The organism is Lelliottia sp. F153, from assembly GCF_002870005.1.
Lineage (GTDB): Bacteria > Pseudomonadota > Gammaproteobacteria > Enterobacterales > Enterobacteriaceae > Enterobacter > Enterobacter nimipressuralis.
This window is the reverse complement of the sequence record NZ_PKFT01000001.1, coordinates 1,105,796-1,121,537: the sequence shown is the minus strand read 5'-3', so window position 1 is coordinate 1,121,537 and position 15,742 is coordinate 1,105,796. Positions and strand designations below refer to the sequence as shown.

The following is a 15,742-nucleotide window of genomic DNA, read 5'->3' as shown; positions in this document are numbered from 1 at the left end:
GCTGGTTGTTGATGCGAACGGACTGAAGCGCTGAAGGCATCTACCGCTGAACAAGCCGGGTCAGCGGTAGACGCCGCCCGGCAATGCGCTTAAGCCAGTCGCGGATAGCCATCCGCAATTTCACTTCCCGTGAACTGCGCAATCCATCCTTCCGGGTTATCGAAAATGCGGATCGCGGTGAAGTTAGGTTCGGAACCCATATCAAACCAGTGCGGCGTGCCGGCGGGTACGGAGATGAGGTCATTTTTCTCGCACAGCACCTGGTACACCTGGTCTTCGATGTGCAGACAAAACAGCCCGGCCCCCTCGACAAAGAAACGCACTTCATCTTCGCCGTGAGTATGTTCGTTGAGAAACTTCGCGCGCAGCGCCTCTTTCTGCGGGTTATCCGCGCGCAGGCTGATAACATCCCAGCTCTGATAGCCTTTCTCCGCCACCAGTTTATCGATCGCGTGCTGATACGCATTAATCACCGTTTCCGGTGCGGGATCGCGGCCTAAATCGCGGTCGGCTTCCCAGCGTTCAAAACGCACACCGCGGGCGTTGAGCTTTTCAGCGATATCACGGGCATCGGTGCTGTGCCACAGCGGGGCGCGGGTGTCGGTGTCGGAATAAATGGTCAAAGCGCTCATGAAGGGATCTGCTCCGGATTAATCTCGTCGAATTGGTGTACCTGATGGTGGTGGCTCGCGCCATCGTCATCACCGCGAATCAGCTGCAGGGTACGAAAACCTGCCTGCTCAGCGGCGTCCAGCTCCTGGTGAATGTCCGAGAGGAACAGGATTTGCGACGGGGCGGCGCCGATCTGCGCGGCAATGGTGGTGTAGGACTGCACATCACGTTTAGCGCCCACGTGGGTATCGAAATAACCGCTGAACAGATGAGTAATATCACCTTCGTCGCTGTAGCCAAATAACAGTTTCTGCGCTGCGACAGAGCCAGAGGAATAAACATAGAGATCAATGCCTTGCGCTTTCCATTTTTCCAGCGCAGGCAAAACGTCCGGGTAGAGATGGCCCGTGAAATCGCCGTTGACGTATCCGTCCTGCCAGATGATCCCTTGCAGGGCCTTCAGGGCGGTGGATTTCCTGTCTTCATCCATAAACGTAAACAGGGTGTCGATAAGCTCGCTGATGCTGGCGTGGGGGCTGGCAATTTCATCACGCAGATTGTCCAGAATGGATTTCACCGGTTCGGCGTACTGCTGGGCGGTGACAAACGCCGCCAGCCGCTCGCGCGCATAGGGGAATAGCACATTGTGGACAAAACGAATATCGCTGGTGGTCCCTTCAATATCCGTCACAATCGCGCGAATCATAATCTCTCCAGTTGTCGTAAACGCATTTCGCATTCAAATAAGAATTCAAGGCCTTCAAGGTGACGGCGGGCTTCGGCCACATCGCGTCCCCAGCAGGTTAAGCCATGACCGCGCAGAAGAAAACCATAATTAAGTGGGGTTTCCTGTGCGTAATGGGCGATTCGCGAGGCGAGGGCGTCAATATCCTGGTCGTTGTCGAACACCGGAATAACGAGGGTATCCAGATGGGTGGTCTGCCCGCTGAGGGATTTTTGCATCTCAAAACCGCTGATGCGCAGCTCGGCCGTTTTGGTCAGGCGCGATAGCACGGTGGCATTGACCGTATGCACGTGCAGCACCGCGTTGGCCTGCGGAAACAGGCGATAAATCAGCGTGTGCAGGCCCGTTTCCGCCGACGGTTTGCGCCCGGACGGCGCGCGGTTGGTGGCGATCTCCACTTGCAGGAAATCATCTGTCGTCAGGCTGCCCTTGTCTTTGCCGGATTCGCTCAGCCAGCACAGCGTGTCGTCCTGTCGCACGGACATGTTCCCGCCCGTCGCGGGGGCCCAGCCTTTGGCGCCAATCCAGCGGCAGGCGTCGACGAGTTGTGTGAGTTGCAGGTGGTCTGTCATTTTCCTTTACCCTCTCGGCAGGAATAATTATATGATTTAGACGTCTAAGCGTCTTGATTGCCAAAGACTAACATCGTGTTATAGTGGCAGCAACATAAGTATTACATGCAGGCACGACACAATGAGCAATAACCCGTTGATTCCGCAAAGCAAACTCCCTAATCTCGGTACCACCATCTTTACGCAGATGAGCGCGCTGGCCCAGGCGCATAACGCCATCAACCTTTCGCAGGGATTCCCTGACTTTGACGGCCCAACCTATCTGCAGGAGCGCCTGGCGCACCACGTGGCGCAAGGGGCCAATCAGTATGCGCCGATGACGGGCGCGCAGCCTCTGCGGGAGGCGATTGCCGATAAAACGGCTGAACTCTATGGCTACAAGCCGGATGCCAACAGTGAAGTGACGGTGACGGCGGGGGCGACAGAGGCGCTGTATGCGGCGATTACCGCGCTGGTGCGTACCGGTGATGAGGTAATTTGCTTCGATCCGAGCTACGACAGCTACGCGCCAGCCATTGAACTCTCCGGCGGCGTGGTCAAACGTGTTGCGCTTCAGCCGCCGCATTTTCGCCCCGACTGGCAGGCTTTCGCCGCGCTGCTGAGTGAGAAAACCCGTCTGGTTATCCTTAATACGCCTCACAACCCGTCCGCGACCGTCTGGCGCAAAGCGGATTTCGCGGCGCTGTGGCAGGCGATTGCTGAACGTGAAATCTATGTGCTGAGCGACGAAGTCTACGAGCACATCTGTTTTGCAGACGAGGGGCACGCCAGCGTGCTCGCCCATCCGCAGCTTCGCGAACGCGCCATCGCGGTGTCATCGTTTGGTAAAACCTATCACATGACCGGCTGGAAAGTGGGCTATTGCGTCGCGCCTGCGGCGATCAGCGCCGAGTTGCGTAAAGTGCATCAGTATCTGACGTTTGCTGTAAACACCCCTGCGCAGCTGGCGCTGGCGGATATGCTCCGCGCCGAACCGGAGCACTATCGTGAATTACCGGCATTTTATCGCGCGCGACGGGATCGGTTTGTGAATGCGCTGAGCAACAGTCGGCTGGAAATTCTGCCGTGCGAAGGGACTTACTTCCTGCTGGCGGATTACAGCGCGATTTCCGATCTGGACGACGTCAGTTTTTGCCAGTGGCTGACCAAAGAGGCGGGCGTCGCCGCGATACCGCTGTCGGTATTTTGCGCCGATCCCTTCCCGCATAAACTGATTCGTCTCTGTTTTGCGAAGCAGGAATCGACGCTGTTAGCGGCGGCCGAGCACCTGAACGCGCTGTGATTATTTAACGGTCCAGGCGTCTGAATAACGACGGTCTGCGAACAGTTCCAGCAGGCCGTTGATCTGTTTCAGGCGCAGCACTTCGTCGCTGTCCATTCCAAGCTCCAGCCCGATTTTCTCATTGTCCCAGCCGAGCAACACCAGTTCCCGGACAATCTCCGACATCGAGTGGATTTGATGGCGCCCGCGCGCACGGTTGTGACGAATGGTGGCGGCCATCCGGTCGAACTTCTCCTGCCGTTCTTTACGCAGGCAGGTGACGGGCAGATAGCCCTTCAACTGCCGTTTTAACGCCGCCCGGTGGCTGCCAAGCTCACGCCGATGGAAACCGTCCACGATCTCGTAATTATGCGGGCCGTTTTCAGTGACCAGGATCGGCTGCGTAAAACCATCCAGCTCCAGCGATTTGCTGAGCAAGCGTTTTTCCGGCGGGGCCACGGTATTGGGGTTGTAGTCGTTAGCGCTGATCTCTTCTTGTTTAATCCACAGTACGCAGTCGACGGGCTGTTCGTGAAAGGGGCTGAACTGGTGAATCGCCTGACGAAACGCGTTGATGGCCTCTATTTTCTTTTCTTCAGAAAGCGATTGCAGATAGTGCTCCATATCGTTAATTAATCGTTGTTGCATAAAATTCCCCACTGCTGGCGTTTGGTTTTCATTCGGTCACTGTAGCGCTGGTAATGCTTAGGTTTATTTGGGCTAAATGATAACGCCCGGCACCAATAATCATTATTAAGAAGTACCTTACAAATTCGCCGCCAGGAGGGAATGTCTTTTGAGCCAATATCCGCGTCCTGAGTGTCCGGTATATTTTCCATGCCCTGTTTTTGATACCAGTGCAAATAGACGGCGATTTTGTTGCGATAATGTTCTGCCGTGGCGACAGGCATACTGTCGAGTAATAACAGGGCATATTCCTGCCAGCAAAGATGATCGGGTTTGAGAATTTTACGGTGGCCGTAAAAATGGTTGTCATGACCCGCGTAAATGCCTCCGCTGCGCACACCGCTGACCCGCTCGCACATCGCCGCCCAGCGTTCCGGCTCCAGCACATGGTAGAGCCATAATCCCTGGCGCTGCTCCGGGCCAAAGGGTTCGCAAATGCGCATATAGCGAAGGGGGACGCCCGCCTGGTACATCAGATTGTACAGGGGGTTATAGCTGCAGCCGGTTTTGGCAAACCAGGTCCAGATATCGGCGGTTTTCCAGTCGTAGATGGGATACATGTACCAGGCGTGGCCGCCGGGGGCGAAGGTGGTCCAGGGTTTGTCGTCCGCGAACCGCTGTTTGCGGGCGCTGGCGATACTCAGAAAGCGGTTATAGGACTCGTCGGCGCGAATGCCGATCAGCACGGCAGCAGGGCGTTTTTGCGCATACCAGTCGGAAAAGGCTCTGACGAACGATTCGAAGGTCATCCCTTGCTGATAGAAATCAAAATAGTGGGGATCGGTAATGGCGTCTTCCGGCGGCTGGCGGACCCAGTCGGTGCCCGGCTCCCAGCACTGCCACTCAGGCTGAAATTGTGACAGGGAGTTTTGCGTGGTGAGGGGCAGTGCCACCCAGTAAAAGTGATCGATGACGTCGGAATAGTGCGCCCGCATGTTCTCGACATGTTCGATGGTGTAAGTAAATTGCGCCTCCCAGTCGATAAACAGAACGCTAATTTTCCGTTTCTGTTTACGCGCCCGCTGCGCCGTAAGATGCAACATAATGGTGGAATCTTTTCCACCGGAAAAAGAGACGCAGACTTTCGATAAGTTTTCGAGCGTCCAGTCGATTCTCTCTATTGCGGCGTCGAGAACATTCAGTTTAAGAGGATATTTATAGATGGACATAATCAATCTCTTTATGACTTTTTCTGCCATATCATTACTTCGTCGGGAATGACGTGGTGATAATAAAGCAATTCCCCTGCATGTAAAAAGAAAGTTGTCCTTAAATAAAATTTGATTGGATAGTGCCCTGGTGTTTTGTGATAACACTCGGTTTTGTGCTGACTGAAATATTATGTTTCACAATATGCGTTAAATAAAATGCATCCATGAAAATGTTTCTGACTATTAATAATAATTGGGCTGCATGAATTGCGGTGTGTTAATAATTATTTTGTATTTTTAAATGGGTAAATACAGCATCAAGGGTAATTTTATTTCCTCACGAGAATAGAGGGGAAAGGACCGTCAACATCGTTATTCGGAAAAACCTATCACAGCCATAGACAGGAATGACCCGGTCGTGGATTGCTCAATGCCTGCGCGGGTGGTGTAATCGATACCGCTGTTACGACCTGACTCAGGTTCTGTAGAGCGCAACGCAACGCCAGCTCCGGCTGGCACTGAAGGTACCTACGGGGAATTCAGGTATCAGGGCCGCCCGTTGGGGCGGCCTTTTTACTTTTGGGCTACCCAACACCATTCACAACGTTGTCGGTTCGGGTTGTAAGGTATGACTGATTGATTTGATACGGCAAACGCATTAGCCCCATCCGTCAAAGTTCGTTACCTTACATCTCAACGAAAACACGGAGGAAGTACAGATGTCTTTGATTAACACTAAAATTAAACCTTTCAAAAACCAGGCGTTCAAAAACGGTGAATTCGTCGAAGTGACCGAGAAAGATACCGAAGGTCGCTGGAGCGTGTTCTTCTTCTATCCGGCAGATTTCACCTTCGTTTGCCCGACCGAACTGGGCGACGTAGCGGATCATTACGACGAACTGCAGAAACTGGGCGTGGACGTTTACTCTGTTTCTACCGACACCCACTTCACTCACAAAGCATGGCATGGCAGCTCTGAAACCATCGCGAAAATCAAATACGCGATGATCGGCGACCCGACTGGCGCCCTGACCCGTAACTTCGACAACATGCGTGAAGATGAAGGCTTGGCTGACCGCGCCACCTTCGTCGTTGACCCGCAGGGCATTATCCAGGCTATCGAAGTTACCGCTGAAGGTATCGGCCGTGATGCATCTGACCTGCTGCGTAAAATCAAAGCAGCACAGTACGTGGCGTCTCACCCAGGTGAAGTGTGCCCGGCTAAATGGAAAGAAGGCGAAGCGACGCTGGCTCCATCTCTGGACCTGGTTGGCAAAATCTAAGATTTCCCTCTTTTTCACGCTCAGGCGCGAAATCCAAAGGACATTGACGACGATTGGCGGGTGCATTGTGGCACCCGCTTTTTTGAAATTTTTACGTTATCTCATGTAAGTCGCATCGCGGCGGCGCTAAGCGAATCCCAGGAATAAGTGACCGGGGCGCGAAGGCCGCCAGCAAAGAGGCGGTTTACATGAGGAAACGTAAAGCAGGAGATTAACGATGCTCGACACCAACATGAAAACCCAGCTCAAGGCCTACCTTGAGAAACTGACCAAACCTGTTGAGCTGATTGCCACGCTGGATGACGGCGCTAAATCGGCAGAAATCAAGGAACTGCTGGCGGAAATCGCCGAACTGTCACCAAAAGTGACCTTTAAAGAAGATAACAGCCTCGCAGTACGCAAGCCGTCATTCCTGATTACTAACCCAGGTTCTGACAAAGGGCCGCGCTTTGCAGGTTCTCCGCTGGGGCACGAATTTACCTCCCTGGTACTGGCGCTGCTGTGGACCGGTGGGCATCCGTCGAAAGAGGCACAGTCTCTGCTGGAGCAAATCAGCAACATCGACGGCGATTTTGAATTTGAAACCTATTACTCGCTCTCGTGCCATAACTGCCCGGACGTGGTGCAGGCGCTGAACCTGATGGCGGTGCTTAACCCACGCATCAAACATACGGCCATCGACGGCGGCGTATTCCAGAACGAAATCACCGATCGCAACGTGATGGGTGTTCCGGCGGTGTTCGTCAATGGTCAGGAGTTCGGCCAGGGGCGTATGACGCTGACGGAAATTGTCGCCAAAATTGATACCGGTGCCGAAAAACGTGCGGCCGAAGAGCTGAATAAACGCGATGTTTACGACGTGCTGATTGTCGGTTCCGGCCCGGCGGGTGCGGCGGCGGCGGTCTATTCCGCCCGTAAAGGCATTCGTACCGGCCTGATGGGTGAGCGTTTCGGTGGCCAGGTGCTCGACACTGTCGACATCGAAAACTACATCTCGGTCCCGAAAACCGAAGGTCAAAAGCTGGCGGGTGCCCTGAAAGCGCACGTTAGCGATTATGAAGTGGATGTGATTGATAGCCAAAGTGCCAGCAAACTGGTTCCGGCTGCGCAGGAAGGTGGCTTACACCAGATTGAAACGGCTTCCGGCGCGGTGCTGAAAGCGCGCAGCGTGATCATCGCCACCGGCGCGAAGTGGCGCAACATGAACGTCCCTGGCGAAGATCAGTATCGCACCAAAGGCGTGACCTACTGCCCGCACTGCGACGGCCCGCTGTTTAAAGGTAAACGCGTTGCGGTGATTGGCGGCGGTAACTCCGGCGTTGAAGCGGCTATCGATCTGGCGGGTATTGTGGAACACGTTACCCTGCTGGAATTTGCCCCGGAAATGAAAGCCGATCAGGTGCTGCAGGATAAAGTGCGCAGCCTGAAGAACGTCGATATCGTGCTGAACGCGCAGACGACGGAAGTGAAAGGCGACGGCAGCAAAGTGACCGGCCTCGAGTATCGCGACCGCGTCAGCGGCGATGTGCACAGCGTGCCGCTGTCCGGGATTTTCGTCCAGATTGGTCTGTTGCCAAACACCACCTGGCTGGAAGGCTCCGTTGAGCGTAACCGTATGGGCGAAATCATCATCGACGCCAAGTGTGAAACCAGCGTGAAGGGTGTCTTTGCGGCAGGCGACTGCACGACGGTGCCGTACAAACAGATTATCATCGCCACCGGCGAAGGGGCGAAAGCGTCATTAAGCTCGTTTGATTATCTGATTCGCACCAAAACAGCATAATAAAAGAAAGTAAGGCACCACCTGCATCAGACAAAACCCCGCGCAAGCGGGGTTTTTCTTTTGGGCGTTAGCGAACGACCATCACCGGAATATGGGTGTGGCGAATCACGCTTGAGGCATTCGAGCCGAGCAGGTGGGTGCTGATGGACGGATTACGCGAGCCGATCACCACCACATCGGCTTTCAGTTCGTTCGCCATTTCATTGACCGCATCGCGAACGCTGCCGAAACGCACGTGGGTTTTAATCCGTGACGGATCGAGGGTGAAATGGCCGACCATGGTTTGCAGCCGCGCTTCGGCTTCGTGCTGAAGATGCTCTTCAAAGCGGCGAACATCGGCTGCAAAGCGGTGCAGGCTCAGGCTGGCCGAACCGGGCAGGACGTGCAAGAGGTGAATCACGCCATCCTGCTGCGCCAGAAACTCAGCATGGCGGACGGCTTTGTCGCTCAGTTCCATTTCGAAAACATCAACCGGCATAATAATTGTCTGATACATACCCGTTTCTCCTTGTTTATAAACGCTCGATTCATTCAATCACAAAATAATATGGTTTTCTGATATCTGTCAGACACTTTTCATATCGTGGCGTTATTTGACGTTTCTTTGCGGAATTCAGGCGGGGGGAAAGGTTACCAGTGACGTTCAAGATATAGCACGGCCGTGACGATAATCGCCAGTAAAATGAAATAGATAAGAGAAATGACTTCTATCTCATCCATAGAAGACCCTGGGCCGTTGAAACGGATTAAGCCTGGATGAAGATAATTTTGGCTTCTATAGGAAATAAAGGTGATTTTACGGAAAGAGGATGCGGGTGCATCCTCTGGGAAACGCGGTTATGCGCTTATTCAGATGAGATTAACGAAGGTAATCGCCGGCCGCTTCTGGCTGGTAGAGCAGTTCCAGCACTTCCAGATGCGCGGAGGCGCCGCCCGGTAACTCCCAGTGAATGGTGTCGCCGGTACGCAGGCCCAGCAGCGCGGCGCCGACGGGGGCGAGAACGGAAAGCTGCGTGCTGCTGTCGGTCATCTGCGCAGGATAGACCAGGGTACGCGTGCGCTCATCGCCGGTGGTCAGATCGCGGAATTTCACCTGGCTGTTCATCGTCACGACGTCATGCGGCATGGTTTCCGGGGTACACATCTGTGCCCGGTCCAGCTCCGCGTTCAGGGCGTCGGCAACCGGCAGTGAAGCAAACTCTGGTTTTTCCAGAAGGCGGTCGATACGTTCTGCGTCGAGTTCATTAATGATAATTGTGGGTCTGGACATTTATTACTCCATGTCGTTAATGCTGCGTGTACCGCAGAAACCAATCCAAAAGAAAACCCTCGCCGTCTGGCAGCGAGGGTTTTATCTGTTCTGATGATACTGGCTGTGCACGCAACTTTGAAGTGATCAATGTCACATTCGTTGCGCAGATGAATTTTATGATTGGAATGATTTCATCGCGGCTGCTGTACCGGGCCAAATCTCACGGCATAATGAGGTTCTGACTACTCACCGGAGAGCGTAATGTACTTTTATCAGCCTTCGCAGGGACATGGTTTACCGCACGATCCTCTGAACGCCATTATCGGCCCTCGGCCCATCGGCTGGATTGCCTCGCAGAATGCGTCGGGGCAAACCAATCTCGCGCCCTACAGTTTCTTTAACTGTTTTAATTACCGTCCGCCCATTATTGGTTTTGCCAGCAGCGGCTGGAAGGACAGCGTGCGAAATATCGTCGAGACAAAAGAGTTTGTCTGGAACCTTGCCACACGTGAGCTTGCAGAGGCGATGAACGAAACCTCGGCCAGCCTTCCTCACGGAGAAGACGAATTTGCCTTTGCCGGGCTGACAAAAGCCGATAGCACGCTGGTCAAGGTGCCGCGCGTGGCGGAAAGTCCGGTGAACTTTGAGTGCAGGCTTTCGCAATGTATTCAGTTGACCGGCGCAGATGGAACGGCGATCGATAGCTGGCTGGTACTGGGTGAGGTCGTCGGGATCCATATCGCCGAGTCGCTGCTGGAAGAGGGCATCTTTCAGACCGCGAAGGCCAACCCGATTCTGCGAGCGGGAGGCCCAACGGCTTACTATTCGATAAGCGAAGACCACCGCCTGGATCTGGTGCGCCCGGATGCGCGCAGGGGATAGTATGGCTGAGCGCCCCTTGCCTGCCGACCAGCAGTTTTTTGCCGACCTGTTGAGCGGTCTGGTACTCAATCCGCAGCAGCTGGGCCGCGTCTGGTTCGCGCATCGACCTGCCACGCTGCCTGCGGGCAGTGTGAGTATTGAGTGGCCACGGCTGGAGGTGGTGCTGCGTGGTGAATACGAGAACCGGCTTATCGCGGAGCAAAAGCTGATTGGGCAGGGGGAGATGCTGTTTCTTCCCGCACGTGCCGTGACGATGTCGACGTTTGAAAAGCCGGTCATGCTGCTGAGTATTGTCTTTGCCCCTTCCTGGCTCGGTCTGGCATTTCACGACTCCCGTAGCGGGCAGACCGGGTATCCGCAGCGAAAAATAGAGTTGCCGCATCCGGAGCGGGGCGAGCGCACGGCGATGCTGATGGCGCTGACTCATCTGAGCGCCTCGCCGCAGGACCAGGCCATTATTCAGCCCCTGACGCTGAGCGTATTGCACTGGTGCCGTAAGGTGGTGTCCACGAGGCCCGAGGCGGGTTTATCGCGCGGCGATTTTCTCTATCAGAGCATCTGCAACTGGGTACAGGAAAATTATGCCGGGCCGGTAGCGCGTGAGAGCGTCGCCGCGCTGTTTACCATCACCCCTAATCATCTCTCCCGGCTGTTTTCGCAGCATGGAACCATGAGTTTTGTCGATTATGTGCGCTGGGTGCGGATGGCAAAAGCGCGTACGATTTTACAAAAGTACCACCTGCCCGTGGGCGAAGTGGCGAAACGCTGCGGCTACCCCGACAGCGACTATTTTTGTCGACTGTTCCGGCGCCAGTTTGGCCTGACGCCGGGTGAGTACCGCGCACGTTTTCAGTAGCGGTCAGAAGCTGAGTTCAGCATTGAGCAAATCGAGGATCTGCTGCGGGGTATTTGCCGCAAACAAAGATTCGCGGAATGCTTTGTTCACCAGTTTTCGCGCGAGCTGAGAGAAGACTTTTACATGGTTTATCCCTTCCTGCGCGCCAAGCGTCAGCATAATCACCAGTTCCACCTCGCCCATATCTGACTCCCAGTCGATGGGCTTTTCCAGGCGTGCGATGCTAATGCTGGAGTGGCGTATCCACTGGGATTTGGTATGCGGAATGGCCACGCCGAAGCCCACGGCGGTGGTCACAATTTCTTCGCGCTGCCAGAGATCTTCTTCCAGCTCCAGCGGATTCTCCGTGCGCCCCTGAATAGCCAGATTGCCGCACAGAAACTGCAGAACCTGCTCCTTTGACGCGAGCGGTTCGTTCACCACGATATTCTGAAGCGCCAGCAGCGGGCGGGCCGGCTCTTGCGGTGTAAATTCGGCGAGCAGCGTCTCTATCTCCTCGGCGCTGCGGCATTCGCAGGCACTGTCGGCCAGCGCCTGGCAGGCACCGCTCTCAAGCTGGCGTAGCTGCGCTTTTACCGGCGGAATGCGCGGGCCGCTCATACTGAACTCATCAATCCCCAGCCCCAAAAGCAGTGGAAGATAGCGGCGTTCTCCGGCGAGTTCTCCGCAAATTCCCACCCATTTTCCGTGGCGGTGGGCGGTGGTAACGATCTGGCGCACCATGCGTAAAAATGAAGGCGTGATCGGATTATAGAGCGGCGACACGCGCGGGTTGTTGCGATCCACCGCGTAGAGATACTGGGTCATATCATTCGATCCGATGCTGAAAAAATCCACCTCATCGCAGAAGTGATCGATGATATAGCAGACCGAAGGCACCTCGACCATAATGCCCAGCGGCAGGTGGGAGGTATGGCGTAGCCCTTGTGCTTTCAGCGCTTCCTGCACGTTTCGCAACTCCTGTTTCACCCATAAAATCTGATCGAGGCTGTGCACCATGGGGATCATCAGCAGGGCGTTACCGCTCGCACCGGCCCGCAAAATGGCGCGCAGCTGCGTGCGGAAAAGGTCGACAAACTCAGGGTAAATACGCACCGCGCGGTAGCCGAGAAATGGGTTCTCCTCTGGCGGAATATTGAGCCAGGGGATCTGCTTATCCCCGCCGATATCCATGGTGCGGAAGATGACCGGCTTGCCTTCGGCAGACAATAGCACCTGCTGGTAGGCTTCAAACTGCTCCTGCTCGTCCGGGGCGGCGTCGCGATCCATATACAGCATTTCTGTGCGAAACAGTCCTACGCCCTGCGCGCCATTGGCAAATGCGCCGGGTGCCTCCAGCGCGCTGCCGATATTGGCGGCGATCGCCACCGGGATATTATCCCGCGTCACTGCGGGAAGCCCGGCGTCTTTGATCTGCTGATGATGACGTTTGTCGGCGAGGCGCTGCGCCACGCTGTAGTACTGGCTGACGGCCTCGTCAGGGGCTACCACCAGCACGCTGCACACGCCGTCCAGAATCACCTCTTTGCCGATATCCGCAGCCAGCGATGCCACCGTGATCCCGCTCATCACCGGCACTGATGCCGCACGCGCCAGAATCAGGGTATGCGAGGTGCGCCCGGTTTTCTCTAGGATCATCCCCTTAAGCTGGCGGGTGTCGAGGCTTAAAAACTGGCTGGGCGTGAGGTCCTCTGCCGCCAGAATGGTCGGCGTCTCGAGGGTAAAGGGGGTTGTTTGCTGAAGCTCAGGCCAGGTAATACTCAGCAGTTGTTCGCTGATGTCGCGGATATCGCTGACCCGCTCGCGAAGATAGTCACTGGCGGAAAGCGAGAGTTTGTCGCAGATCTGCTCCATATTGCGAATGATGGCATTCGCCAGGCTCAGGCGTTCTTCGACAATCAGACGACGGATATTCGCACCAAACTCGTCATCCTGAATAAGTGACAGATGAGCACTGATGATGGTTTTACTCTCTCCATCAAGCCCACGCAGGCGCTGGTTGAGCTGTTCAGCGAGGGTCGCCAGGCTGTGCTCCAGCCGCGTGATATCTTCCGGGCTTGCCGGACGCTGGCGATAGCGCTCGAGGTTATCGCTTTGCAAGCGGCGAAGGGTGCCCGAGCCAATGCCGCTGGCAAGCGTAATGGCCTCGCGTAAATGGGGATTGAGCCGCACCAGCGAGCGGGGAAGAGGATGCGCGATATGAGGCGCATCGCCCGACGGGATGCTGTCGCTATCGATAAACGCGACATTGAGATAATGCTCCAGCACGCGTCTGGCCTGCTCTTCGTCGCTACCGTTGATTTCAAGCACACAGCTGTCGTTAAAGAGCGTACCGGTACTGATAAGCGCAAGCGAGCTTTTGGCATCCGCGTGGGTGTTCAGGCGCTTGTTGATAAAGCGGATGTCGCTGCGCCATGCGCTGCACTGCTCTTTCAGCGCCCAGGCCGGGCGAGCGTGCAGGCCGTTTGGCAACGGACAACAAAATTCAATCGATAACATGTTTACCTCCGTTCAACGTGAGATCAGCATCTGAAGTCCGTCAGATGATCCACGGTCTCACGATTCAGACGAGCCAGCAGGGCAACCAGCAGCTGGTGGGTATGGTCAATATCCTGGATGTCAGCAATGGATGCAGCACAATGACCGTGCCGGGTCGGCGGCCCGAGTACCACCGCCGGGACGCCGGTTCCGCAAAGATGGATTGCGCCTGCGTCGGTGCCGCCGTTGCTGAACATATCTTTTTGCAGCGCAATGCTCTGAGCCAGAGCCACCTCCTTAACGAAAGCGGTGAGCTTCGGCGGGGCAATGTGTGATTTGTCATACAGCACCAGCATGGGTCCGGCCCCCGTCTGACGGTGATTTGCAGAGCTGTAGTCGAAGTTTTTGGACCAGCAGGCGGTGTCCAGCACCAGGGCGAGGTCAGGATTCACGACCCTGCATGCCGTCTGTCCGCCGCGTAGCCCGACCTCCTCGCTTGAGCTGGCAACCAGCCACACTTCACAGTCCAGCGGTATGGCGTGCAGTTCACGCAAAAGGGTAATCAGCAGATAGCAGCCGAGACGGTCGTCAAACGCTTTGCCCATCACCCGGCCGTGAGGAAGGGGCTGAAAAAGGGTGTCGAAAGTCACCCGATCGCCCGCATCAATGCCTGCCGTCAGCACCTCGTCGGCGCAGGTCGCCCCGATATCAACGCGCAAATTCTCTACCGTCTCGCCTTTCGTCTCGCCGTCCAGTAATCCGGGGATTTTCCGCCCGTCGCGCGTAGTGATTCTGACAGGCTGCAGAGTGCGGGCCATCATGCGGACATTGCCGACAGGCAACACCTCGATGGCCCCCTCTTTTGTCACGGAGCGCACGATAAAACCCACTTCATCCATATGAGCGCACACCATTACCTTCGGCCCGTCGCTGCGGTTGACGCGAATGAGCACCGAGCCTAGCCCGTCAAACCGGACCTCTTTCGCGTAACGTTGCGCTTCAGCCAGCAGGATATCGCGCACCTCTTGTTCAGAGGCGGCGATGGCATCGGCCTCACTCAGTTTGCGCAGAAGTTCTGTGTCCATTAACGTTCCCCTGTTGTCAGTAGCGTTTTGTCCATGGTGTAGAGAACCTCAGCGCCAGTGGGCGTCACCAGTACCACATCCTCAATACGCACCCCGCCCAGGCCGTCAAGGTAGATCCCCGGCTCAACGGTCAGCAGCATACCGGGCTGAAGCAGGGTGGTGTCGGTGGGAGAGAATCTCGGATTCTCATGCACATCGATACCAATCGCGTGCCCGGTATTATGACCAAACTGCGGGCCGTACCCTGCGCGTTCGATAATCGTTCTGGCTGCAGTATCAACCTGGTGACAGGCGACGCCGGGGCGAATGGTGGCGATGGCGGTGAGCTGTGCCTCAAGCACCGTCTGATACACGTAATAGAGAGGATGGTCCTCAGGCTTCTGGCCGTGTCCGGCGACAAGGAATGTCCTCGTCATGTCCGAGCAATATCCCTGGTGTTGGGCGCCAAAATCGAGAGTGACCATCTCTCCTGCGTTTATCACTTTGTCGGAGGCCTTACCATGCGGCAGCGCACCGCGCGTTCCGCTGGCGACGATGGTATCGAAGGAGGGTTTATCTGCCCCCTGTTGCTTCATAAACCATTCCAGTTCCGCTGCCACCTCGCGCTCGCGCATACCGGGCTGAATCACGCGACGAATATGCTGCGCCGCGCTATCGGCAATCCGGCAGGCCGCGCGAATCGAGGCGATCTCCTCAGCGGTTTTGATCTGCCGTAAGACGTCGAGGGAGATACTGCAAAGCTTCGCATCCAGCGTATTACGCCAGTGGGTTCCGGTCTGCCAGCTGACCTGTTCGCCTTCAAAACCCAGTGTGGCGATCCCTTCGCGGGCAATCAGCCGGTTCACTACCCTGGTGAGCGGGTTTTCTGCATCCAGCAGGTGCATGTGATAGCCGCTCACACGGGAGGCGATGTCGCTGTAATAGCGAAAATCCGTCAGAATATGCGCACTTTTGTGGGTTATCAGAACAAAACCGGAACCGGTTGAAATACCCAGATGCGGCTGCTTGTTCTGGCGCGAGGAGATCAGCACTCCGTCCAGATTTTCTGCTGCAAGCCAGGCGCGCAGCTGTGTCAGTAATTCCATCTCATGACCT

General features: G+C 55.6%; 16 protein-coding genes. 5 read left to right on the top strand and 11 right to left on the bottom strand.

What is annotated here, in order from left to right:
* Nucleotides 1-89 precede the first annotated feature (89 nt).
* From F153LOC_RS05360 to F153LOC_RS05350, 3 genes are read right to left on the bottom strand one after another with little or no spacing between them, the layout of a single operon-like run.
* Complete coding sequence (locus F153LOC_RS05360) at nucleotides 90-632, bottom strand: acireductone dioxygenase (RefSeq protein WP_100777253.1); 543 nt, start codon at nucleotides 630-632, stop codon at nucleotides 90-92.
* Entirely contained in the window at nucleotides 629-1,318 is a 690-nt protein-coding gene (mtnC, locus tag F153LOC_RS05355) for an acireductone synthase (RefSeq protein ID WP_102104197.1), read from the bottom strand. Before mtnC ends, F153LOC_RS05360 begins: the two co-directional genes overlap by 4 nt.
* The gene (locus F153LOC_RS05350; RefSeq protein WP_100777251.1) at nucleotides 1,315-1,929 is read right to left on the bottom strand and encodes a methylthioribulose 1-phosphate dehydratase; all 615 of its coding nucleotides are present in this window, start codon (nucleotides 1,927-1,929) and stop codon (nucleotides 1,315-1,317) included. Before F153LOC_RS05350 ends, mtnC begins: the two co-directional genes overlap by 4 nt.
* 121 nt (nucleotides 1,930-2,050) lie before the next feature.
* On the opposite strand from F153LOC_RS05350, the gene F153LOC_RS05345 reads away from it, so the two are divergent.
* Nucleotides 2,051-3,211 carry a pyridoxal phosphate-dependent aminotransferase gene (locus F153LOC_RS05345; RefSeq protein WP_102104196.1) on the top strand — a complete coding sequence of 387 codons (1,161 nt, stop codon included), beginning with the start codon at nucleotides 2,051-2,053 and terminating at the stop codon, nucleotides 3,209-3,211.
* On the opposite strand, the gene F153LOC_RS05340 is transcribed toward F153LOC_RS05345, so the two are convergent.
* Nucleotides 3,212-3,838: a ParB/RepB/Spo0J family partition protein gene (locus tag F153LOC_RS05340; protein ID WP_102104195.1), complete on the bottom strand. Its 627-nt coding sequence runs from the start codon at nucleotides 3,836-3,838 to the stop codon at nucleotides 3,212-3,214.
* Nucleotides 3,823-5,046, bottom strand: a complete 1,224-nt coding sequence (locus F153LOC_RS05335) for a phosphoadenosine phosphosulfate reductase (protein ID WP_102104194.1) — start codon at nucleotides 5,044-5,046, stop codon at nucleotides 3,823-3,825. Before F153LOC_RS05335 ends, F153LOC_RS05340 begins: the two co-directional genes overlap by 16 nt.
* A gap of 701 nt (nucleotides 5,047-5,747) precedes the next feature.
* Here F153LOC_RS05335 and ahpC point away from each other — a divergent pair.
* Together ahpC and ahpF are read left to right on the top strand one after the other, a co-directional pair.
* On the top strand, nucleotides 5,748-6,311 hold the full coding sequence (ahpC, locus tag F153LOC_RS05330) for an alkyl hydroperoxide reductase subunit C (protein ID WP_100777247.1): 564 nt from the start codon (nucleotides 5,748-5,750) through the stop codon (nucleotides 6,309-6,311).
* A 217-nt stretch (nucleotides 6,312-6,528) separates the two neighbouring features.
* Entirely contained in the window at nucleotides 6,529-8,094 is a 1,566-nt protein-coding gene (ahpF, locus tag F153LOC_RS05325; RefSeq protein ID WP_100777246.1) for an alkyl hydroperoxide reductase subunit F, read from the top strand.
* A 67-nt stretch (nucleotides 8,095-8,161) separates the two neighbouring features.
* Here ahpF and uspG read toward each other — a convergent pair whose 3' ends face one another.
* The 3 genes from uspG to rnk all read right to left on the bottom strand — a co-directional run bounded on the left by uspG (nucleotide 8,162) and on the right by rnk (nucleotide 9,364).
* Nucleotides 8,162-8,590 carry a universal stress protein UspG gene (uspG, locus tag F153LOC_RS05320; RefSeq protein ID WP_100777245.1) on the bottom strand — a complete coding sequence of 143 codons (429 nt, stop codon included), beginning with the start codon at nucleotides 8,588-8,590 and terminating at the stop codon, nucleotides 8,162-8,164.
* 134 nt (nucleotides 8,591-8,724) lie between these two features.
* The gene (gene yldA / locus F153LOC_RS21830) at nucleotides 8,725-8,814 is read right to left on the bottom strand and encodes a small membrane protein YldA (protein WP_304441773.1); all 90 of its coding nucleotides are present in this window, start codon (nucleotides 8,812-8,814) and stop codon (nucleotides 8,725-8,727) included.
* Nucleotides 8,815-8,953: 139 nt separating this feature from the next.
* Nucleotides 8,954-9,364 carry a nucleoside diphosphate kinase regulator gene (gene rnk, locus F153LOC_RS05315; protein WP_100777244.1) on the bottom strand — a complete coding sequence of 137 codons (411 nt, stop codon included), beginning with the start codon at nucleotides 9,362-9,364 and terminating at the stop codon, nucleotides 8,954-8,956.
* Between the two features lie 243 nt (nucleotides 9,365-9,607).
* Here rnk and F153LOC_RS05310 point away from each other — a divergent pair, with 243 nt between their 5' ends.
* On the top strand, nucleotides 9,608-10,228 hold the full coding sequence (locus tag F153LOC_RS05310) for a flavin reductase family protein (RefSeq protein ID WP_102104193.1): 621 nt from the start codon (nucleotides 9,608-9,610) through the stop codon (nucleotides 10,226-10,228).
* Nucleotide 10,229: 1 nt separating this feature from the next.
* On the top strand, nucleotides 10,230-11,084 hold the full coding sequence (locus F153LOC_RS05305) for a helix-turn-helix transcriptional regulator (RefSeq protein WP_102104192.1): 855 nt from the start codon (nucleotides 10,230-10,232) through the stop codon (nucleotides 11,082-11,084).
* 3 nt (nucleotides 11,085-11,087) lie between these two features.
* On the opposite strand, the gene ptsP is transcribed toward F153LOC_RS05305, so the two are convergent.
* From ptsP to ypdF, 3 genes are read right to left on the bottom strand one after another with little or no spacing between them, the layout of a single operon-like run.
* Nucleotides 11,088-13,583, bottom strand: a complete 2,496-nt coding sequence (ptsP, locus tag F153LOC_RS05300; RefSeq protein WP_102104191.1) for a phosphoenolpyruvate--protein phosphotransferase — start codon at nucleotides 13,581-13,583, stop codon at nucleotides 11,088-11,090.
* Between the two features lie 23 nt (nucleotides 13,584-13,606).
* Entirely contained in the window at nucleotides 13,607-14,647 is a 1,041-nt protein-coding gene (gene ypdE, locus F153LOC_RS05295; protein ID WP_102104190.1) for an aminopeptidase, read from the bottom strand.
* Nucleotides 14,647-15,732: an aminopeptidase gene (ypdF, locus tag F153LOC_RS05290; protein ID WP_102104189.1), complete on the bottom strand. Its 1,086-nt coding sequence runs from the start codon at nucleotides 15,730-15,732 to the stop codon at nucleotides 14,647-14,649. Before ypdF ends, ypdE begins: the two co-directional genes overlap by 1 nt.
* Nucleotides 15,733-15,742 lie beyond the last annotated feature (10 nt).